Origin of the sequence: Arcticibacter sp., assembly GCF_045629565.1 — a bacterium.
Lineage (GTDB): Bacteria > Bacteroidota > Bacteroidia > Sphingobacteriales > Sphingobacteriaceae > Arcticibacter.
Genome location: NZ_JAZQRL010000091.1, coordinates 77,822 through 100,598, shown reverse-complemented (window position 1 = coordinate 100,598; position 22,777 = coordinate 77,822). Strand labels below are relative to the sequence as shown.

The 22,777-nt window shown below is 41.2% G+C and carries 14 protein-coding genes and 1 pseudogene; 3 read left to right on the top strand and 12 right to left on the bottom strand.

The genetic code is table 11. The features are described 5' to 3' along the window. The 6 genes from ACKI5J_RS11230 to ACKI5J_RS11205 form a co-directional block, all read right to left on the bottom strand. Positions 1-2,389 (bottom strand): glycoside hydrolase family 2 TIM barrel-domain containing protein (locus ACKI5J_RS11230; RefSeq protein WP_407429520.1); only part of this gene is annotated, 2,389 nt, incomplete at its 3' end. A gap of 315 nt (positions 2,390-2,704) precedes the next feature. Next, on the bottom strand, positions 2,705-3,031 hold the full coding sequence (locus ACKI5J_RS11225; protein WP_407429518.1) for a DUF3817 domain-containing protein: 327 nt from the start codon (positions 3,029-3,031) through the stop codon (positions 2,705-2,707). A 46-nt stretch (positions 3,032-3,077) separates the two neighbouring features. Continuing rightward, positions 3,078-3,539, bottom strand: coding sequence for a hypothetical protein (locus ACKI5J_RS11220; RefSeq protein WP_407429516.1), 462 nt, complete (start codon positions 3,537-3,539; stop codon positions 3,078-3,080). Positions 3,540-3,590: 51 nt separating this feature from the next. Continuing rightward, entirely contained in the window at positions 3,591-4,178 is a 588-nt protein-coding gene (locus ACKI5J_RS11215; protein WP_407429514.1) for a TetR/AcrR family transcriptional regulator, read from the bottom strand. 242 nt (positions 4,179-4,420) lie between these two features. Then, complete coding sequence (locus ACKI5J_RS11210) at positions 4,421-4,882, bottom strand: DinB family protein (RefSeq protein ID WP_407429512.1); 462 nt, start codon at positions 4,880-4,882, stop codon at positions 4,421-4,423. A 367-nt stretch (positions 4,883-5,249) separates the two neighbouring features. Continuing rightward, positions 5,250-5,573 carry an MmcQ/YjbR family DNA-binding protein gene (locus ACKI5J_RS11205; protein WP_407429510.1) on the bottom strand — a complete coding sequence of 108 codons (324 nt, stop codon included), beginning with the start codon at positions 5,571-5,573 and terminating at the stop codon, positions 5,250-5,252. Between the two features lie 121 nt (positions 5,574-5,694). Here ACKI5J_RS11205 and ACKI5J_RS11200 point away from each other — a divergent pair. Together ACKI5J_RS11200 and ACKI5J_RS11195 are read left to right on the top strand one after the other, a co-directional pair. Beyond that, positions 5,695-6,132 (top strand): annotated as a pseudogene (locus tag ACKI5J_RS11200) (SDR family NAD(P)-dependent oxidoreductase); the annotation flags it as partial. A 110-nt stretch (positions 6,133-6,242) separates the two neighbouring features. After that, the gene (locus ACKI5J_RS11195; RefSeq protein WP_407429508.1) at positions 6,243-6,389 is read left to right on the top strand and encodes an SDR family oxidoreductase; all 147 of its coding nucleotides are present in this window, start codon (positions 6,243-6,245) and stop codon (positions 6,387-6,389) included. Between the two features lie 417 nt (positions 6,390-6,806). Here ACKI5J_RS11195 and ACKI5J_RS11190 read toward each other — a convergent pair whose 3' ends face one another. The 6 genes from ACKI5J_RS11190 to ACKI5J_RS11165 all read right to left on the bottom strand — a co-directional run bounded on the left by ACKI5J_RS11190 (position 6,807) and on the right by ACKI5J_RS11165 (position 18,455). Then, complete coding sequence (locus ACKI5J_RS11190) at positions 6,807-8,639, bottom strand: glycoside hydrolase family 2 protein (RefSeq protein WP_407429506.1); 1,833 nt, start codon at positions 8,637-8,639, stop codon at positions 6,807-6,809. Between the two features lie 37 nt (positions 8,640-8,676). Beyond that, the gene (locus ACKI5J_RS11185) at positions 8,677-9,618 is read right to left on the bottom strand and encodes a hypothetical protein (protein WP_407429504.1); all 942 of its coding nucleotides are present in this window, start codon (positions 9,616-9,618) and stop codon (positions 8,677-8,679) included. Then, positions 9,605-11,854 carry a hypothetical protein gene (locus tag ACKI5J_RS11180; RefSeq protein ID WP_407429502.1) on the bottom strand — a complete coding sequence of 750 codons (2,250 nt, stop codon included), beginning with the start codon at positions 11,852-11,854 and terminating at the stop codon, positions 9,605-9,607. Before ACKI5J_RS11180 ends, ACKI5J_RS11185 begins: the two co-directional genes overlap by 14 nt. 46 nt (positions 11,855-11,900) lie before the next feature. Then, positions 11,901-13,142, bottom strand: a complete 1,242-nt coding sequence (locus tag ACKI5J_RS11175) for a DUF3823 domain-containing protein (RefSeq protein WP_407429500.1) — start codon at positions 13,140-13,142, stop codon at positions 11,901-11,903. A 34-nt stretch (positions 13,143-13,176) separates the two neighbouring features. Further along, positions 13,177-15,108 (bottom strand): RagB/SusD family nutrient uptake outer membrane protein, encoded by a 1,932-nt coding sequence (locus tag ACKI5J_RS11170; protein ID WP_407429498.1) that lies wholly within the window; start codon positions 15,106-15,108, stop codon positions 13,177-13,179. Positions 15,109-15,173: 65 nt separating this feature from the next. Then, positions 15,174-18,455 carry a SusC/RagA family TonB-linked outer membrane protein gene (locus tag ACKI5J_RS11165; protein ID WP_407429496.1) on the bottom strand — a complete coding sequence of 1,094 codons (3,282 nt, stop codon included), beginning with the start codon at positions 18,453-18,455 and terminating at the stop codon, positions 15,174-15,176. A 186-nt stretch (positions 18,456-18,641) separates the two neighbouring features. On the opposite strand from ACKI5J_RS11165, the gene ACKI5J_RS11160 reads away from it, so the two are divergent. Beyond that, entirely contained in the window at positions 18,642-22,685 is a 4,044-nt protein-coding gene (locus ACKI5J_RS11160; protein WP_407429494.1) for a two-component regulator propeller domain-containing protein, read from the top strand. The last annotated feature ends 92 nt before the right edge of the window (positions 22,686-22,777 follow it).

Sequence of the window (22,777 nt, the reverse complement as noted above, 5' to 3'; positions counted from 1 at the left end):
TGTTTTGCTCCTGTTCAAAATCGAGCCACAAAGCTGCACGGTCTTTTAAGTCAGGTTTCGCTGCAAATAAGTCATTGATTTCAATCGCTTTTGTGAAAATACCCACCTGATCGATAATAGCATCGCACAAATACACCGAGGTATGCTGGCCATGTGTCTCGGCGTTCTTGCCCACGTTAAGAGGAAAAGGGAAGTTAGTAATGTTCCCGGTGACAGGGTTTTCAGCCACCTTTTTGTTGTCGATAAATAGTGATATTGACTTCCCGTTATAAATACCTGCGACATGATGCCAGTTTCGTGTCCAATCTTTGGGTAATTCACCACGTGCAACTGTCTTTTTTGAAGTGTAGATATAGAAATCGAGCGAATCTGCACCAATCTGCTGCAAACCAAATTGATTGTTTCCTTTGGTGAGTAGTGTTCCGCCCATTTTCATTAAGTCGCGTGGAAAGATCCAGAAGGAAACGGTTAGTTCATTACCGGAGATTTCAATTTTTCTATCCTGAAAAACTTCCACCCACTGATCGTGACCATTCAGATCAATACCTTTTCCATCGTGTCCGGCAACCAGCTTGGCGCGTCCCATGATGTGAGTGGCGACCTTATTTGGCGAAGTATCTGTCAATTTGCGAACTGTCTCGCGCAATCCCGGACTCACGAAATCCCAGATTGCCCCGCCCATAATGCGTGGATACTGGTAAATCACATCCCAATATTCGTCAAGTCCGCCACCGGCATTTCCAGCCACCGAAAGGTATTCGTCCATGAATGATGGTCTCGGATCAACACTCTCAGGAACCATCCCTACCTGATTTTTAAGATCAAAAGGTGATGGGTATCGTGGGCCGATGATTTCTTCGCAAGAATGCGAAAAAGCATTTCCTCCATACATCCAATATCTGGTAGTATCAAATTTCCGTCCTTCATCAATTACGGCACAAATATTCTTTCCTTCGCCACTTTCGTTCCCAGCACTCCAAAACAGAATGGATGGATGATTTCGGTCGTTCAACACCATCTTGCGCACCCGCTCACGGTACATGGGTTCCCACTCGGCCTTATCGCTCAAATATTCAGTAGCATGTGCCTCATTTCCGGTTTCATCGATGATGTAAAACCCATATTCGTCTGCCAATTCTAAATAGCGTCTTACAGGTGGATAGTGTGATATGCGTATACAATTGATATTGAATTGCTTCAGTATCTCAAAGTCTTTCCGGATGGTCGCTTCGTCCATCGTGTGTCCTAAATCGGGGTGCTGCATGTGCGTATTGATGCCGTTAAGTTTGATGGCTTTTCCATTCAGATAGAAAACCTGATGACGAATTTCAGTCTCTTTAAAGCCAATGCGACCGGCAACTATCTCTTCGGTTTTACCCTCGCTGTTGATTAATTCCAACGTTAACCGGTAAAGATTGGGCGTTTCAGCAGTCCACTTTTTAGGGTCAACTACATCTGATGAAATATTAAAAATTTGCTTATTATCAGCAGTTATTTGAACTGCATCAGAGGTAAAATTCTTAACCAACACATTGTCTGAATTAAATAGCGAAGCTCGAACCTTGTAATTCTTCTTGTCAGTTTTCGATTGGTTATTTACCGTAATCTGCAGATTCAGTTTTGCGTTCTGATAATTATTGTCCAGATCGGTAGTGGCATGCCAGTCGAAGATATGTACATCCGATTTTGCATACAGCCAGACATCATCGAAAATACCTGCCAGGCGCCAATAGTCCTGACTTTCAAGATACACTCCATCTGAATATTTAATTACGTTGACGGCAATGGTATTTTTTCCTGGTTTAAGGAATCTGGTAACATCATATTCAGCAGGCTCGTGCGCTCCTTCATTATAGCCAACTTCCTGTCCGTTGATCCAGACGAACGATGCCGAAGCGGTTTTCTCCATGCGTAATAAAATGCGTTTGCTTTTCCAATTTGCAGGTAGGTTAAATGTTTTTCGATACGAGCCAGTCGGGTTGTATTCGCGAGGGACAAAAGGCGGATTGGAGCGGAACGGATGGGCAACATTTCGGAAAAAAGCATCTCCAAAGCCTTGCATTTCCCAGTTGGAAGGAACTTTAATTTCAGACCATTTCTGATCATTAAAATTTGATGTAAAAAAGTTCCTGGGTGTACCTTCCGGAGTATTAGCAAAATGGAATTTCCAGCTTCCATTCAACGAAAGCACATTTTCTGACTTCCATTTCTGAAGATTTAATGCTTCTTCAACCGATTTTATAGGGATACAAACCGTGTGGCCTTCAGTCTGGTTGATTTCAAATACCTCTACATTTTCGATGAAAGGATAAACGTTTTCAAAATTCGACTGCTGTGCTGACACTGTAAAACTTGCCAGAGTGATCAATAAACCAACTATTTTTTTCATACTCGATTACGTTATACCGGGATAGAAGACTAAATTTTGAACACAAATCCTTTCCCGTTTAGCTTTTCTTTCAGAAATCTATTTACAGCCTCTATCAGTACTTATTTAGTTTTCATGTCAATCTTTAATCCTTGTGTACTCAGTCTGTATAATTGGCTAGGAGAGAAAGTCGAGGGATTTGCAATCAAATATCTGGAGTAATAAGCCATGGTGATGGTACGAGTAGTCAATTTCATGTAACAAATGTTTATCTCCCGGCTAAATGCAGGCTGTTGTTAAGATTCTAAATCTTTACATGTCGGTGATCAGTAAGGATTATTTACCTGTCTGGCCCCCGGTTTCTGAAGCTAGTTGTAATATGTGGCGATCAATGTAGAATGTGCCGAATGGAATAATGCAGGCAACTAAGACCTTACAGGTAGTTTGCCATCTCCACTGTCTTTCTACCCCAACGCTTAGCGTACTAAGGATAAACCAAAGGAATAACAACCCATGCAATGGGCCAATAATTTTAACCATAGTCGGATCTGAGGCGATATACTTAAGTGGAACTGCGACTCCGAGCAGTACGAGAAGCGATATGCCCTCCAGGTAGCTTACCAACCTTAAACGCCCTAATTGTGTTGCAAGTAATTGTTTCATAGTATTATTCGTCATAAAAAATGTTTAGATATAATCAGAGGGCATTTTAAAAATGTCTGAACAATGGCCTGGTTGCGAGTGGGGAGAAAGGCCATGGAATAGCGATAAAAATAATCACCAATCCCAAGATAAACCATCGCAATATGGTCTGGTATTTGGCCTGATCATCTGCTTGGCGTTTCGCTTTAGCTGATCCGATTGTGATCACCACAGTTGCGGAGATCATCAGTGATGCGTGCAGATAACGAAAAAAGTTATGATCGCTCAAGATTCCACCAGTCGTTTCAAACATCCCGAACATAATAATGGGACTCTGAAAATAAAGCGTCATACCGATAAGAAGTTGGATATGAGCAATAGTTGCAGTCCAGTGACGCAAGTTATTTGCCATTGGTGTGAACACGCTCTTTTGTAACAAGCCCTTATAGGAGAAAAAGATAGAACACAGCAGACTGCCGAGTACCAGCCACCGGAATAAAGAATGGAGAGGTAATAAAAATGTGTACATGAGAAATAGGGTTTGTGAACATACTGAATGGTATGTTTCTGTTTAAAGAAATTAGTGTAGACAGTCTAGGTATTTCTTGAATTCGTGCAGAAATGTTTTGTAGGACTGTTTGCCAAAGACCTTACCAAGGTAACGAACGCCGCCATAGTTTGCAGTAATATATTGTGCGATCTGCGTGGGATCATGCTCCCCCGCAATTTGCCCCTCGTTCTGAGCCACTGACAGCGCGGACTCAATTTCCGTCTGCCAGGCAACGACCACACGTCTAAGCAACTTTCTAAATGCTTGGTTATGTGCGGACATTTCTTCAATCAAATTGACTAAAGGGCACCCGTACTCTACTTTGAAAAAGTCGTTTTTAAGTAACAGCGCTTCCATCATCTTATAGATATTCGTACGCACATCTCCTCCTTCTTTCAAGTATGCAGTAGAAAAATCACTCATACTCGGAGACATAATCTCACTGATAACAGCAAGACCCATTTCTTCTTTATTTTTGAAATGATAAAAAAATGCACCTTTTGTTACTTGCGTAGTTGCAATGATTTCATCAATACTTGTCGACTGATAACCCTTTTGATAGATTAGATCAAATGACTTTTGAAGTATATAGCTGCGTGTTGCTTCTGCTTTTGACATAAGATACTAACTAGTATGTTTTACGAAAGTAAATAAAAATATTTGTCTCCGCTAGGTTCTTTGGTCATCAATAAGTAAATAGGTATAAATATTGATATTCCTTTTGCTGACTCAACGTTTACTAATCCATAAATGAATTTTGCTATTAATGGCTTTGACGAGGTCTCCGCTCTATACTCACTTTCTTATTGCAAAAGACAACAAGGCACCAGTAATTCCGGCGGTTCTTGCTTTAGCATATGCTAGGTCGCATTATGAGGTGGATAATTTACTACTTGCCTTAAATGATACTCCAAATGTTCAAGGTAATCATTGATTAAAAAGTCAATGGTTAACGAGTTCTCCGGGGTTGTTTTACATTCTAACTTCAAACTTTCTTCGGGAATTTGCTTAAACAACTCTATCAATTGCTTATTATATACTGTCCAAAATAAAATAACTTGCTCTCCATTTATATGTTGATAAAAATTGAACTGATTCCATTTATTTTGGTCATAACTGATCAAAGGGCAAAGTTCAAATTGGGCACGTATAAAGCGTTGATGGTTGTTTGTAGCACTATCTATCAGGTGACCTATTATTTCCTTTTTGCTCCATTTGTTGATATCTGGTCTCGTTGAGAATAAAGGCTCACCTATATTTGCTAAAAGCGGTGGTATGATCTCACATAAATAGGTTAGCCTTTTTATTACAAAATCTAACATGGCCTAATACTGCTATAATTTCAAATCTTATTATTACTACGATAAGGGTTAATGCGTCCACGTTTTTCTAAAATCGTTAAAAACCTCATCGTCAAGCAAATTAAGTAAAATTCTGCGGATACTATGCTTAGGTTATTGGCTCTGCCTAACCTAATGTGGCTTTGAATAATTATAACCTAACGTTCTTTTATCGATTGAGTTCGGAGTAGTTGCACCTAAGACGTACTCTTAAAACTGATCATCTATGTAGATGGAGTCCAGCATGGCAGTAAGTGAAAGATGTTTTTTTCAAATGCTACAGGTGATGGGGGTATAAAAGTTCTGAAACTAAAATAAGCGTGAAGATCCGGACAGCCGCTGTGCTTTGTCACTGAATATTTTTAGGCGCAACTTCTTTATATGCCGTTGTTAAAGCGTCAATGAACAAATCCTTATTTACCCTTTCCATTTCTATTGTTGTCCATCCTTGTTTGCCCCATTTGCTATCTACGGGATAAATGATTGTTCTGTCTGCTGAAGAAAAGACGTCTTGGTCTATCTCCGAAAGTTTAAGGCAAGCCCTTTTGTTTTTATCGTCATACGTTGCAAATATTTTCTTTTTCACTCTGAAAGAAGTCTTCTCAAAATGCGGTTCTTCCGTAGTTTGAGGAAACGAAAGCGCTAATTTCCGCATGTTGTCGATGGTTACCATAATTCTAATCGGTTTTAAGTAACTGGATTAATTACCTATGATACAAGGATGCACTACTAATATAATCACCTTTTCTTAATATGGAACACCGCTTCCATATCAAGTTTCTTAAACGATCCTGATGCTCATCGCCCCACAAGCCTATTGCGCTGATCACGGGTATCAGCGACTTACCAAAGGAGCGTTGCATTTCGTTCAGGCGGACCTGAGTAAGCCTGAACGAACCAGGAAGGTTATCGATGAAGTACTAAAAAAATGGGGAAGGCTCGACATCCTGATCAATAATCTTGGAGGTTCTGAAACGCCTGGCGGTGGCTTTGCTGTTCTGACGGACAAGGATTTGGAATCAACCCTATCCACCAACCTGCTGGCACCGGTACGTCTCGACAGGGGCTTTCTACCGCAGATGCTGCAGCTCGGCAGCGGGGTGATCATTTATATTGCCTCTATTCAGGCCAGACTTCCTCTGTACGACTCAACCCTACCCTATGCGGCAGCGAAAGCGGCTCTGTTAAACTACAGCAAGAGTCTCTCCAACGAAGTTGCAGCTAAGGGAGTTCGCGTACTCACCGTCTCTCCCGGCTGGATCATGACACATGCTGCTACGCGAATGATGGAGCGTATTGCCGATAGTGCTAAAGTGACCATAGAGCAGGCTACGCAGAGCGTATGGATGCTCTTGGAGGTATTCCTATCGGCAGACCGGCCCAACCGGAAGATGTTGCGGAATTGGTTGGCTTCCTGGTTTCCGACCGGGCTGGCTACCCGACGGGGACTGAGTATGTGATTGATGGAGGAACTATACCAACTGTTTGATCTGTACTTTTATCAAAATTTAACCGTTGCTGTGTATGGTGGTGTTGATTACAGAGAACCTATTGGAGTGGTTGAAGAGGGATTCAACCTTAATCCCTCTTTGTTGATAAGATTGACGCTTCATCTGCAAATATTAAGACGGTGGAATCCCAAACTTTCCTCTTAACGTTTGGCTAAATAATTCGGTGATGAGAAGCCTACTAATATATCCGAGCTATGCGATATTGAAGTCGCTTTTCTCTATCACGACTGCCTCTGGTTCTGTGTCTTCCAATATCGGGTTTCATGTACCACCTTAATAGACGGAAGTTTGACGATAAAAGCAGATACCAGGCAACCCCGATTAGCTTATTTTATCGTCAAATATACAGGATAGAAATACGGCAAGGTACCTCAATTTTCCTGTCTTACTCCGTTTCACTTGTCTTTTCTGATCAGCCTGTTATGTAATTTCTTCAAATTGCTTACAGGAATCTTTATCTTCTGCCTGTCATAGGTAATCAGACCGTTAATTTCAGTCTCCACGTCTGTTAACTGGGTATATACTGCACCTGAAAAGCCTTGATTCTTTAATATTTCAATTTTATCTATTAACTTTTTATAGGCAATTCCCAATTCCTTACTATTTTTAAATCCCTTATAACTCCAGGCATTGCTCGAGTAAATATGGTTGGGAACTGCGTATCCTAATCCTCCAAATTCGCCGATCACCAGTGCCCGGTCCTTTTCAAGTGGTATTCCTTTCAAACGGTCGCCATATAGATGATAATCGCGGGTCTCGCCTTCTCCCCTGTCTATCCATCCGCTCGGACCATCAACTATACGAGTTGGATCTAAAGTTTTCGTCCACTTTAAGATTTCGTTGGTTTTAAACTGTCCCCAACTTTCATTAAAAGGCACCCACACACAGATGCTTGGATGATTATAAAGCTGGGAAATGATACTTGACCATTCTTTACGGAATGATAATTCGGAAATACTGTCCCGATCTACATCTTTATAGTTTTTATCCAGCCAACTGCCATTAACAGACTGATCATGATCCTTAACGGGTACAATCTCGCCGTAGCCACTTGGCATATCCTGCCAAACAATTAAGCCAAGTTTGTCACAGTGATAATACCACCTGGCAGGTTCGACCTTTACATGCTTACGCACCATGTTAAAACCGGATTCCTTCATCATCATAATATCTGAGACAAGGGCTTCTTCTGTTGGGGCGGTATATATACCATCAGGCCAATAGCCTTGATCCAGAGGTCCATATTGGAACACCGCTTTATTATTTAAAAACAACCGATCTACCCCTTTTTCATCCTTAGTCACCTCTATTTTACGCATGCCAAAATAGCCGTCTATCCTGTCGAGAGTTTTCTCGTTTCTTAGAACCCTGAGTTGGAAATTATAAAGGTTTGGCGCATCCGGACTCCATAGCTTTGCGCCCGGAAGGTTAAAAGTCATTTCCATATTTGCTGTAAACTTTCTATTTAAAATCTCTTTTGCGCCATCTAAAATGGTCAACATAAGTGAATCTCTGTTTTGGGCGTTAAGAACAACAGGGTTGATGGTTACAATGGACTGATCTATATCTGTCTTGATCCGATATGACTCTACATAAGTTTCAGGCACTATCTCTAACCATACAGTTTGCCAAATACCGGTTACAGGTGTATAATATATCCCTCCCGGCTTCTTTACTTGCTTGCCTCGGGCTTGCCTACCGTCATCAGTAGGATCCCATACACTAACCATCAGCTCTTCTTTACCCCCTTTTAGGTACGGTGATATGTCAAAAGTAAACTCAGTATAACCGCCTTCATGGCGACCTACTTTCCTGTTATTGATGTACACTTCCGTTCGCCAGTCAGATGCGCCAAAATGCAGCAGTATTTTCTTACCAGAATTTTCCCTATCTACAGTAAAAGTTCTTTTGTACCACAGTAAGCTATCTTTTCCGACGCTTTTTTTTACGTCTGACAGATAAGATTCTACCGGAAAGGGAACGATAATTTCACCATGCCACCTGTTGGGAATTCCGTTGCTTTGGCGCGTTATGGCATAATCCCACCGGCCGTTGAGGTTCTCCCATCCTGCCCTTACCAGGCTAGGCCGTGGATAGTTATTCAGAGGTTTTTCTTTATCTAATTTCCCCGACCAAGGGGTGAGCATCTGCCGGGTTGTATTTTCCTGAGCAAGTAAATCGCCGGAGAAATTCAGGAGGGTAATAAATGCAATGAGGATCTTCTTCATTTGTTTACGGTGCTTTGTTAAGTAATTATTGGAATTTTCACCAGCCGGGATAATGAATAAGCGGATGGGTTACATTTTCTTTATAAAACTGTAAGGCTGTTTTTAAGGAGTGCCTTTGATAGTCGGGCATCAAATACGATCTGGTTTGACTTCCTGATAAGATTATCCGCACTTTTTCTGATTTCAAAATTCGTTTTAGTTCTTCTACCCCTATGAAACAACGACTTACTTTTTCTTCGTACGGTTCTTTTAAAGGCTTCACCGGAAAGCGAATCTTTTTGCCTTCGGATAGTTCGAATATTATCTCTTCAAAATAGATAGGTTTGGTACTATTATACCGAATGCTGAAAGCGAGCTGTACATTATTTTCTTTCGTGATTTGATTGAAGAAGCTAAGGTGTAGAACCTCGTCTAAGGCCAGGCTATAACTGCTTCGGCTATCAATGCTATAATTTCTGAGTCCAATGACAGACACAACTTCTTCAAACAAACGCTGGTGGTTCAAAGAACTGATCTCCAAAAAATTATGTTCGATATTTACACTTACCAGTAGGTCTTCGTCAGAGTAAACGGTCTCTTTTGTGTTAGAAAAGTCCTTTCGAAGAAAATAGGCATCCAGCACGTTCTCTAACGTATCACGAATCTTCAATATAGCCCTATCTTTAACAGGATAAAGCCTTACTTTTTGAACAACCGAATCATTAAAAAAATAAGTTGCAGAGGCGAAAAAAGTGCTGTCGGTGACAGGTAGGGAACCGCTCTGTTCCACAGTATCCATCTTCACACGGGATTGCTTGCTTAACTTAAATCCAAACGGCAACAAATCGTCTATCCAAAAGCTTTTTGTAAAAGTTGCGCTTAGGTAAAAAGGCGCATAGCCATGCCAGTTATAATTCTTCTTTCCGATAGGTTGACCGACTACGACGATCGTAGAAGAAAGAAAGAGGATCATACCGAGTATTCGTTTAATTCTTTCCATCTGCCGCCTCCGTTTGCTGAGATAAGCCGAAAGATTTTGCGTAAGCCCTGCTCATATTCAGTCTTTCTTCTATAGGCAGTTTTTCAAGCTTTTCGATATCAAATTCATTAAATGCATCTTTAAAACGTAATAAGGGATCCAGCACGGCCGCGGTATTCCAGGCAAGCCATTGTCGTACGCTATGCCCCCTTGTCCCTCCTACCAGCGAAAATGCCTCTGTTTGGAGAGCCGCGTATTTATAGCCCATCTTTCCATCTAAATCCATGGTCTGAAGGGTGTTGTACATGAGCATTTTGGATATATCCAGCAGATGCCTGTCACCTGTGAGCAGGTATAGCCTGTAATACTGAAAAGAGGAGAAGGAGATACCGTTATCTACACCGGAATGCCCGGTTGCAATAAGCGTTTGTCCGGTAGTGGATTTTTGCGATGGAAAATCTGTCAAGCTGTCTCCTTCAGCCATAGGCACATTGTAAGCGTAAATGAAGGTTTCTGTATAATATGCCGCCTGCGTAGCCGCATTAAGCCATTTTTGATCCGCAGTAACATCATAAAGCGAGAGAAAAGCATAAAGTGCCTGCTGGCCGGACTCACGATCTTTCACCCGAGGGTTATCGATTACGCCCGCTACATACAAATAGTCGTCATGGATGAAATCATAGCTAAAGTCTCCTGCTTTTAATGCTGCATTCAAGTATTGGGTTTTCCTGGTAACTTTATAAAGCGCCAGGAGGTATCGAATAACATTAGTGGAAGTATGCTTATTATCGTTCGATATTTTCGCTTTGTCCCACCAGTCGTACGCAAGGTAAAAGCTGCCATCAGGGTTCTGATTCTTAACCAACCATTCGCCGAAATTTTCGCAATATTCTAGCCACTCAGGTTTATCTATACCATGTTTTTTCATGATGCTCCAGGCATTTAAAGCCCCTTCCATCCCGTCTCCTGAAATTCTCATATACGATGGGTATTTACGCCACTCTGCGGGTTGGTCTATATTTGGAGTTACCCAGGGTTTGGGTAAACCCTGGGCCGTTAAGGAATTATTCACCCAAAAATCCACTACAAGAGAAGCCTTCTTAATCATCTCAGCATTCCCGTTTTCCAAACCACTCCGCAACAGGTAATAGGCATTGGGTAATTGAAAACCAATAAAGCCCATCTGGTAATTGTATGCTCGTACATTTCCATTCGGGATATAAATAGAGAATGGCCATCCAGGCGCACCATTGATATTTCTCCAATAGTCGTTCAGAAGCTTTATCTCTTCCTGATAGACATGCTGCATGTTCTCTTTGTGAATGATAGGATCATAGGCTTTATAAGCTGTTCTCCAGGCCTCACTTACAGCCTGTGGATAAGTTTTAGAATTAGAAAACCTAACTATTAATTGGTAACGGTGGGATACAACTTTCTTCACCGGATGACTGCGCAAAGCCCATTGCTTGTTCTCTCTGCCATGGATTCTTCTCGCAGAAATATAAGTCTTCTCTCCCTCTGATCCCGGAAACATGAACGTGATAGCATTCTTCTCGTTTAACTGGCTAAAGCCAAGGGCACCGAACTGCATTCGCTCATCTACAATTCGACTGAGCCCAAAATCTTTATTGAACGTTCTGGGAAAGGCATTAGAATGAATTAAGGTGACCGTTGCTCCAGATACTTTATTCCTGCGCATGACAACAGGCAAGGGCAGCCGGTCTTCCCTAAAGTAAAAGTAATGGTGACTGTAATCACTGGCCAATGCATTCGAAGACAGATAATTATTGTCTTTATACCATATCCCGGGCGCGAAAAACTCAAAATCATCCAGTTCGGATTTAACAGCAGTCCTTAATGTAAAAAAAGAGTTGAACCACAAATCGGCAGGATTATCCTTGGCCACCTTAATTTCTCTGTCCAGCCGGAAACCCAGACTATCACTGCTGTACTTATCCGTAACGTCAAATACCGAGCCTGCTTCCGTTTTGATAGTCGCCTTACAAATGATTAGTTTACCCTCCTGCTTCACTGTGGAATAATAGCTGTTCAGATGAACGGAATCCTTAATCAAAGTAACCGGGTGTTTTGTCGGACCGGTATAAGTATTGCCATTGTAGATAAACGCTATTCCTTTGTTTTGAGTTCCAATTCCTACCACAACTAATCGCGCCTCCTTATAAGATAACTGCTGCGAGATTACTTTACTGCAGCAAAAAATAATGAGCACAGCAGTTAAATATTTAGATAAAATCATTTAAATAATGTTTGATCATCAACCGGAAAAGAGCAGGTCACATAGTTTAATCTACCTTAAGAATCGAGAAACTTGTAAAGGATACCGCGTTGGTTTCTCTCGCCTTAAAGTTTACACTATAGCCCATGCTCACTCTGGTTTGTTCATTTAATTCAAAATTTATAGACATAGACTGGCTGTTTGCAGGTAAGCCGCAATCGGCTTTACCTAAAAGACCGGAGCCTTCAAGTTGTAGTGTCTCTCCTTTGGAGACCACAAGGTAAGCTCTGTCGGTACGTCCTCCCAGATCACCTGAATTCCAGCCACGCCGCGCCACGAATACATACTTACCTGCAGGCAATGTTGGACTTTGCCATACCGATCCTGCAAGGAGATTCGGTCCACCCCAGTTTTCGGCTCCCATAAACCTGCGGTCGCTCCAGCCGTCATACATTGTTGCTTGCATCGATGAGTCGAAGCTCCAGCCTATCACGGTTGCTCTTCGACCATCAATTAATGGAGTATGCTCGAACTCCTGTTTGTAATTAGTCAAATAGTCTGCTGTTACGTCATTAAATTCAACAGGAAGACCTTTGACGTTGTATACCTCCGACCAGAGAAAGTATGTAGGGGATTTGTCTGTTTCGAGTGCCACTCTTATAAAAGCATATTCGCGAAAGTTATTGGCATATTTTGACCTGTAATCTGGTATGCTAACTCGCACCGTTACCGGATTTGAAATATCGGTAACAGTTGTTTCCGCACTTGACCTCGCACTGCTATTCACGATAGCAGCTGTATTCACAAATACACGGGCTTTTGTTACCCTAGCACCTGGTTGTATCTGATTTATTTTGAAAGTTACATTCAGGTTTGTCCCTAACGTCTCCCATTTGACATCACTTATATCAAAATATGGAGTGACTGGTATATCAAGGTTATAGCTGTCTGTTATACTAACCCTGAGAGAATCATACCCTCCGTTAGGCTTGGTTGCCCAACTATCGAAAGTAAAGGGGTAAGGTGTGTTCCTCATGACAACCTGGTAATCTCCCGGAAAAACGAGTTGTTTAAAAGTCCCATTTGCCGATACCACTGCAGGAATGGCACCACCTGCTTTGTCGAATCCGGTTTGGTAAAGCTCTACTATCTTCGACAAACTTCCATCTGCGCCGTCGAATTGAAGTGTTTTGCCCGCATAGGTCAATCTACCTGAAAATTCTATTTGGGGTGGGTCATAATTATCGTATTCGCAGGAAGCGCAGAAAACAACGATAAAAAGCGTCAATGTATATAGTGTCTTTTTCATAAATTTATCTTTTTCATCCTTTGGATATCGGAACTTAATGGTTAGGGTTTTTTTCGAGTAAAGGATTATTACCGAGAGCGTTTCCTGGAATGTCTGAATAATAAACTCCGAGGTTAAACTTCAACGGCTGTCTTCCAGCTCCATTTACGATGTGAGTTCCCCGTAACCTAAGACGTCTGAAAAGCCATTTACCGTCAGTTTCATGCCCCGGGCGGTAAATCCTGTAAGGCCACAGGGCGTACAATACCGCCGAAGGATTGGTCTGGCTTCCGTTCCAAATCTCATCTGCTGTTCTCCACCGTTTAACATCATAAAAACGATGGTCTTCACAGGCCAGCTCCACTCTTCTCTCATTCATGATTCTTTCGAATGTTAATTCCCCCTCCGTGATCTTAAATGTATTACCGCCAGCCCTTTCTCTGAGCTGATTGATGTAAGCCAGGGCTTGAGGCATAAGTCCAAGTTCAAAGGCTGCTTCTGCGGCGTTTAAAAGCATTTCTCCGTACCTGAATATCACATAGGGCACATCGCTCTTTCCGACAGATTCAGAACCAGGGTCTACATCTACAAACTTTCTTAATAAAAACCCCGAATGTGAGGTATAGAAGCTCCTGAAATGTGGGCCGTCTATTCCCGTCATGGGTATTCCATTGAATAAACCTACTGGAGCACCTACATTTTCTATCACGTCGACAGCTTTGAAATCGTAACCAGTACCATTCCAGACAGCTAATCCTGCCTGAAGCTGTACGTCTTTGCCACGAAACTGAGAGCCCGGGGTTAAAATTGTACCGGCCAGACGTGGATCTCTACCATTAAAAATATCATTGGGACGGTCGTAAACCACGTAAGAAAGCCTCGAGCTTTGAGTCTCCATTTCTTCGACCACCTCTGCCAATGCATTGGTTCTAAAAGGGCTGTTTAGACGCGTTGCAACCACCTCGAAAGATTCAGCCAGGTTTAAGGTGGGATTCACCTGAGAACCTGAGTTATTTACTGTGCGTTGTGAACGAGGAATAGCTCTTTGGGTAAACGTATTCAAAACAGTTACACCATCGTAATCTCTAATAAAGATCAATTCCTTATTTTCATTACCCTTTCTTTGGAAAGCATTGGAGAAATTCTCCGAAAGATTATTGTCAGCCTGGTATAATGTATAGCCCATCGCTTTGATTTCCTCAAATGCATCCAGACATTTCTGAAAATATCCGTTTGCCATACTAGCTGGAATACCAACAGCTCCACTTTGAAGGAAAACGTTTTTGGAACGACTTTTTGCTTCATTCCGTGCAAGGGAACCAGCATACAACATTGCACGGCATTTAAGTGCAAGGGCGGCACCTTTTGTTGCCCTGTTTTTACTGTAATTTCCATTTACTGAGAGATTCAGATCGTCTGATATTTCATCAACCTCTTTAGCGATGAAGTCATAGACATCGCTTTCTTTATCTCTGGCTTTGGCATATACTGCTGGCTGATTCGTATAATCATAGGCTTCTGTTATAATGGGTATTCCTCCCATTCTCGATACCATCTGGAAATACACCATTGCTCTGATAAACCGTGCTTCTGCTATGAAATATTTTTGTTGCACCGGGGTTATCGCATTACCGACATTGTTAAGGCCTTGCAGATGAAGATTTATTTCGCGAATTAGGCCATAATCATAGTACTGCCTGTAACCATTTCCCAGGGGGTCTTGCCCGAAGCTGTAAGCGCTATTGTTATACAGTTCATCGATCCTTGAGATGTCATATGATTCATTGTCTCTGGCAAAATCTTGCTCATACCGGATCCTTGCATACAAGTTCGCGGCGATGCCGTTGACACCTTCCAGCGATGAATAGGCCTGGGTTGTAGATATCAGATTGCTAGGTTCCTGGTCTAAAAAATTGTCGCTGCAGGCTCCTAATCCCAAGGATGTTAAAACCAGTAGCATGCATTCGTAAATATTTAAAGTTTTCATTTTCATAATAAATTGTGCCTTTCAAAAGAGAATCTCTCTTGTTAAAATCCGATAGGATTACTGATTTAAAAAGTTGCTGCTAATCCAAAAGTTAAAATCTTATGCTGTGGATAGTCTTGACCGTTCACAGTAGAAATTTCAGGGTCAAATCCCTGTCGTTTCAGGTTATCCCATGAGGCGAGATTAGAACCTTGGAAATACAGCCTGAATTTCGAGACTGCTGCTCTCTGGGTCCATTTCAATGGTAGCGTATAGCCAAAAACTAAGTTTCGCAAGCGCAGGTAGTTCACATTGGTGGTATAAAAGTTATTCCACCAGCGGGCAGATACCGTACCTATAGAAGGGAATTCGCCCGGTATCCAGGGACTTTTGGGATCTAAAATATCTTCATGCCGCCAAACGTCCATGCTGTTATAATAATAGCCATTTGTTGTTCTGTCAACCCCCCATTTTGTTTGCCAATCTCCGACAAAGGTGTTCATAAACCCTCCTGCAAAATCTGCAGCAATATCTATCCCTTTCCAAGTAAGTCCCACATTAAAACCCATAGTCATCAGAGGAGTTCTATTGCCAAGCGAAGAATTCCCAGGAAAGTCTGCACCGGCATAGCCTAAGGGCCTTTCATCATGCTGATCCATGATGCCGTCCCCGTTGATGTCCTTGAAGATCAAGTCGCCCGGGCGAAGGTTCGCGTTATTTGCACCATCTATATTTACGGGGTAATTATCAATTTCTTCCTGAGTTTGGAACTGGCCTATCACTTCCCACATCCAGGTTTGTGTATCTCCGGATACATTAGACCAACGATCTTTCTGAGACCAGCGATACTGGTCCCATGAATTGAAGAAAAGTTCACCATACCTGGCACCAAACTTCTGACGGGCGAGCGTTACATTTACACCAATATGATATCCGAAATGATCGATTTTATCATTCCACCTGATAAAAGCATCAAACCCTATTGTTTGGTCTGCATCTAAGTTTTGAGGCAGAGCGCCCAAGCCTGTTTCTAACGGGAATCTAATATCATTCGGAATAATTGGGATTCCGGAACGCTTTCTCTTAAACAAATCAAATTCCGCGTTAAGGCGATTATTTAAAAAGCCCAAGTCAATTCCGGCATTCAGCATCGAAGATGTCATCCATGAAATGTCGGTAATAGGTAATCCTTTATATTGAATGCCTGAAATTCTTCTCCCCTCTGTGGTGCTACTTGGGAAAGGTGTCATGTAATAGCCTCCTGCATTGTAGTTGTAGCCTGGCAAATAAGCGAAATCGGGATAGAAGCCCAGATTGTCATCTCCCATTTCTCCATAGGAAGCGCGGAGTTTAGCACTTGTAAACCAGTTTGAGATGGAAGAGTTTTTAAAGAAACTTTCTTCAGATAGTCTCCAAGCGGTTTGCACAGATGGAAACAATCCCCAGCGTTTATTCTTGGGAAACTTCCATGAACCATCGTATCTACCGGCAAATTCTAAAATATACTTTTGCTTATAATCATACCCCGCCCTTAGAACGAAACTTGCTGTGGAATGGGTGTACCTAGTATTTGAAACTGTATTCTGGGGATTAGTAGCAATAAGATCTATAAAATTGTTATCTACCGGATTCTGCTGTACGCTTAGAGAATTGCCGCCTCTTTCATAGAATTCGAAGCCAGCAACACCCGTAATATGATGCAAATGGTTAAATGTATTGTCAAAATTTAATGTAAGCTGGCCCGTATGTTCCTGGATATTTTCACGTCCTTTTACTAAATAGGTATTACCGGCTGCGGTTTTATCGTAAGCTACTTTATAGCTATCTGCGATCCTGTCATACGTGTATTCTTGCCAACCTTTCTCAAAGTTGTCTGTAGTTCTGTTGGCGTAATAGTATGAATATAATCCTCTTAAAGTCAATCCCTTTACGACTGTTTTATATTCTGCATTCCAGTTTGACTGCAAGACCCGCCAATCGCTTTGAAAGTGACCTGCATTTTCGTTTGTCATTGCGGCTAAGTTAGCACCCAGTCGGTTCGGTATTGCATTCAAATACAAAGGATTATCATTAGCATATGGTCTGTAAATGGGTGGAAGAAGAAAGACGGCGGCTCTTGCAGCTTCATAATCATCACCGCCGGGCATTCCTGGATTATCTCTTGATTCTATCCGTCCATTAACCTGAACACCAACTTTAAATCGGTCTGTTAAACTCGTCTCAAAATTGGTTTGAACGTTCGTTCTGTTGAAGTTGTAGTCTGCAAATACAGCGTCCTGATCGATGTGACCTAATGAGATATAATAGCTCGACTTTCCTGAACCTCCCGAAACGTTCGCATTGATATACTTTTGCGGCGCCGAGTTGCTAACAAAGTTATCTTTCCAGTCATACCCCCTGTAATCCTCTCCAGTTTCAGAATTATAGACTCCAGTTCTCCATTTTTCCAACATCGCTCTATCTGCCTCTACATTTCCGGTGTACGATCCGTTATTAACATCTTTCATCAAATTAGCATAGTGCCATTCATATGCAGTGAGCAACTGAGGATACCTGAACCACTCTTGCTCGCCGTAATAGGTATTAACTGTCACGGCTGGTTTCTGGTTAATTCCCCCTTTTTTTGTGCTAACCAATATAACTCCGTTTGCCGCTTTGACACCATAAATTGCCGCGGAACCGTCTTTAAGCACCGAAATGCTTTCAATATCATTTACATCCAGATTATTGAACTGGCCCTCGTCCTTCATTACACCATCAATGACATACAAAGGAGTGCCTAGATTTCTTATCTGTATGGCGGTAGCGTTGCCTGGCTGACCGGATTTCTGCCTGAATGAAATTCCCGAAGTTTTACCTACCAGAGCCCCGCTTACCGTAGTTGAGGTTGTTCTTGCCAGATCATCAGCTCTTACTGTGCTCACCGCTGCTGCAACGCTTCCTTTCCGTTGTGTGGCATAACCCACAACGACGATCTCCTCCAAACTTCCAGCTTGAGCCTTCATCGTTACGTCAATAATCTGCTGGTTTCTTACCGCGACCTCCTGCTGGGTATATCCAATAAAACTAAAAACAAGAGGAGCATTGGGTTCTGGAATGGAGATGCTATAATTACCTTGAAGATCAGTAAAAGTGCCTATAGTACTGTTTTTCACTTTTACTGTTACTCCGGGAAGAGCTTCACCTTTTTCATCTGAAACCTTTCCCTTGATGGTTGTCTGTGCTTGAACAAAGATTGCAGCAGCCATAAACAAGAAAAAAAATAATAAGAACAGTGGGAAATCTGTCTCTTTGACTTTTTGATTATCCTCGAGAGATGTATGCTCGTAGTGGCAGGCACCCTCTACTTTGCGTAAAATTGGTCTCATAATTTAAGGTTTATTTAAGTTTAAATGTTGGTCGTCAGGTCCGTATAATTGGTAGTTCAAAGGAAACTATTTTGACCTGTTATGATTAGTAAAATCGTAACAGAATTGAAAAAGAAAGTCTCAATCTTACTCTACAACGCTCTTTATTGGTTCTCAAACTTATATTTGCATAAACCATTTATAATCTTGAAATATCTAGCCTACTTTCTTATCCTGTTTATAGCAGGCAGTCAAAACCTTAATGCCCAGTATTATTTTAAGCATTTTAAAGTAGAAAACGGGCTCTCTAATAACATTGTATTTTGTAGTCTTCAGGATAAGAAAGGATTTATGTGGTTCGGAACGAGGGATGGCCTTAACAGATTTGATGGATATAGCTTTAAAGTGTTCAGACACAATCCTAAAAAAAAGAAATCGCTAGGCAGCAACTACATAAGTTCTATTTATGAAGATGCTTACGGTACGCTGTGGATTGGAACAACAAAAGGCTTATATCGATATAATGAAAAAACAGAAGATTTTACACTCTTGGGAATCACTGCCGGTAATAATATTGGTGATGTAAAACTGGACGATCAGGGAAATCTGTGGTTCCTTTCAGGCTTAACGCTTGTAAAATACAATATCAAAACAAGAAAGCTGATACCTTTCAAGGCGAGGGATAACTTTAATATTACATCTATCTGCATCGAAAATAATAATATATGGATATCTACCGGCGATGGTCATATTAAGAAATACCTGCCAGAAAACAATTCGTTTCTGAATTTCGATCTCTTCAATCAATCAAAGTATACATCTTCCAAATGGATAAAAAAAATATACTATACAGGTGATCAGACCATACTAATAGGCACTTCCAGCCAGGGTGTTAAGCTTTTTGATATTGAAAAGAAGACATATCAGGATGTTTTAACTTACAACCAAGATAAGACAGAGATTTATGCCAGGGATTTCATCAAGAATGCGGATGGAGAGTATTGGATAGCGACCGAATCAGGTATCTATATCTACAATCCAGGCAAGAACGACTTTATCAACCTACAAAAGAGTAATACGAATCCATATTCGCTAGCTGACAATGCCGTTTATACTTTGTGTAAAGATAAAGAAGGCGGAATTTGGGCAGGAACCTACTTCGGCGGTATCAGCTATTTCCCTAAGCCTTATGCTCCTTTCGAAAAGTTCTTTCCGCAAAGTTTGGTTAATTCCATAAGCGGACATGCTGTTAGAGAAATCTGTGCAGATAAAAACGAAAACCTATGGATAGGAACAGAGGATGCAGGCTTAAACAAATTAGACAAAAGGACGGGAAAATTCATTCATATTAAGCCAACAGGGACTGCCAAAGGCCTGGCTTATTCTAATATCCATGGTTTGCTAGCCAATGACAACGAGCTGTGGATTGGCACTTTTGAGAGAGGTCTGGATGTTCTTAATATCCATACCGGCAATGTGATCAAGCACTATTCTTTGAATAATGGAACCAGTTCCTCCAGAAGCAACTTTATAATCTCCCTTTATAAAACATCTGCGGGGGAAATATTTGCCGGCACCGGACTTGGTTTATATCGGTATGATTCACTTAAAGATAACTTCACCGTGGTGCCTGATATAGCTACCAATGACTTTATTTACTCCGTGTTCGAAGACCACACGGGAACAATCTGGGCTGGAACTCTTGAGAACGGTGTTTTTTATTTCCGACCCAAAACAAAAGAAAGTGGTAATTATAGGTACCATGCAACTGACAGTAACAGTATAAGCAGCAATGCTATCAACAGCATTTTTGAAGACAGCAATCACGATTTGTGGTTTGCTACTGAGGGGGGAGGCCTCTGCAAGTTTCACAGAAAGACCAATACTTTCAAGCGTTATTCAACTAAGGATGGTTTTCCGAGCAATATCATGTTCCGAATATTGGAAGACAAAACAAAGAAGCTATGGATAAGTACATCGAGGGGTCTAACTTTTTTTGATCCCAAACTGGAAACGGTGAAGGTTTTCACAAAAGCTGACGGTCTGCTCACAGACCAGTTTAACTACAATTCGGCTTATAAAGATACCAATGGACGAATGTATTTCGGCAGTGTGGACGGAATGATAAGCTTTGATCCTAACAACTTCTCGAGAAACAGATTTACGCCGCCAATTTATATAACAGGCTTTCAGATCTACGACAGGGAATTAACTATCAACCAAGAGAACTCGCCACTCAAAGAATCGATTACCTCTACCAATTATATACATCTCGATTACAATCAGGCCACATTCAGCATTGATTTTGCCGCATTAAGCTATACCGCACCAGAAGTAAATGAGTATGCCTATAAGATGGAAGGGCTGGATGATGAGTGGAGTTATTTAAAAACCAACAGAAAAATATACTTTACAAACCTCCCTCCGGGAATCTACACCTTTCTCGTGAAAGGTGCTAATAACAGCGGCGTATGGAATGATGAGCCGGCGAGGTTAACTATTGAAATTTCCCCTCCATACTGGGCATCAAATTGGGCATATATTATTTATTTTATGCTAGCTTTGGCAGCAACGTATTATTGTGTTCGCGACTACCATAAGCGACAAGAACAAAAAAACAAAAGAAAAATACAACTATTAGAAATAGAAAAAGAGCGTGAAATAGAACATCTTGAAGCGGAGAAAGAGAGAGAGATTTATCACGCCAAAATTGAGTTCTTCACCAACGTCACACACGAAATCAGGACTCCACTTACACTCATATTGGCTCCCCTTGAAAATATAATAAAAAACGAAAAGAGTCCTTTGGAGATAAAAGATAGCCTGAAGATCATGGAAAAGAATACACATCATCTTTTAGATTTGACTAATCAACTATTGGATTTCAGAAAGGCAGAATCGAAGGGCTTCAGTCTATCCTTCATCAGAGTTAATATTTCAAAATTATTGCATGAGACCTTTCTTAGATTCAAACTCGCCGCAGACTCCAAAGGTTTAACCTATATTATCGAGCTTCCGGAAAAAGACGTGCTGGCTTACGTCGACGTCGCGGCAGTGACCAAGATTTTGAGTAATCTGTTTAGCAATGCAATAAAATATTCGGAAAAAAACGTCTATATCGAACTCGCTCCCCATGATGCGGAAGAAGAAAATTTTGTCATACGCATTAAAAATGACGGGGTATATATCCCAGAGGAGATAAGAGATAGAATATTTGAACCATTCTATAGAATGGAGGTGTCTGAGAACGAGTTGGGGACCGGAATAGGCTTACCCATCGCGAGGTCGTTGACTGAGTTGCATAAAGGCAGTTTATGTGTCACCTCAATAAGCTACTTGAATGTATTTATATTAACGCTACCGGCTCGTCATGAAAAAGAGTTTCAATTACATCACGAAAAAGACCAAACAGAGGAAATCCATCCAGTTGAATCGAAAGAAAATGAAGTACCTTCTACTTTAAAACCTACTGTCCTGCTCGTCGAAGACAATAAAGATATTCTTGAATATTTATCCCGAGAACTATCTCCCTTCTATGCCGTCTCCACTGCACCCAATGGCCGGGAGGCGATAAATATAATTGAAAACACTATGGTCCAGCTGATTATAAGTGATGTGAGAATGCCGGTAATGGATGGCTTTGAATTATGCGAATACATAAAATCAAACATAGAATTCAGCCATATTCCGTTAATTCTGCTTACCTCGAAGAATACTTTAAGCTCAAAAATCAAAGGGCTGGAACTCGGAGCTGATTCCTACATTGAGAAGCCCTTTTCGCCCGAACATCTTCACGTACAGATCTCTAATCTACTTTCTAACCGAAACAAAATTAAGGAGTATTTCGCTCGCACTCCCCTTTTGAACATGAAATCAATAGGGTGTTCGAAAACTGACCAACTTTTCCTTGAAAAACTGAACGAAGTCATCCAACAAAACATGGCTGATACAGATCTGGATATTGAGTTTTTGGCGAGCGAAATGAACATGAGCAGACCTACCCTTTACAGGAAAATAAAAGCAATATCCAGTTTAACTCCTAATGAAATGATAAAGATTGCACGTTTGAAAAAGGGGGCAGAATTGTTAGCACTGGGAGAATATAAGATCTTTGAGGTGTGTGATATTGTCGGATTTAGTTCACAAAGCTACTTTGCGAAGAATTTTCAAAAACAATTTGGAATGACCCCTAGGGAATATTTTGACAGCAACAAAAAAACCAACAGTGCAGATGAATACCATTATGATTAATATATACATCTAAATCATTTTCAAACCTAATATGACCCCAGCTGCAGAATAAGCATGCCTTAGACCATGACTAAAAAGAGCTAAAACACGGT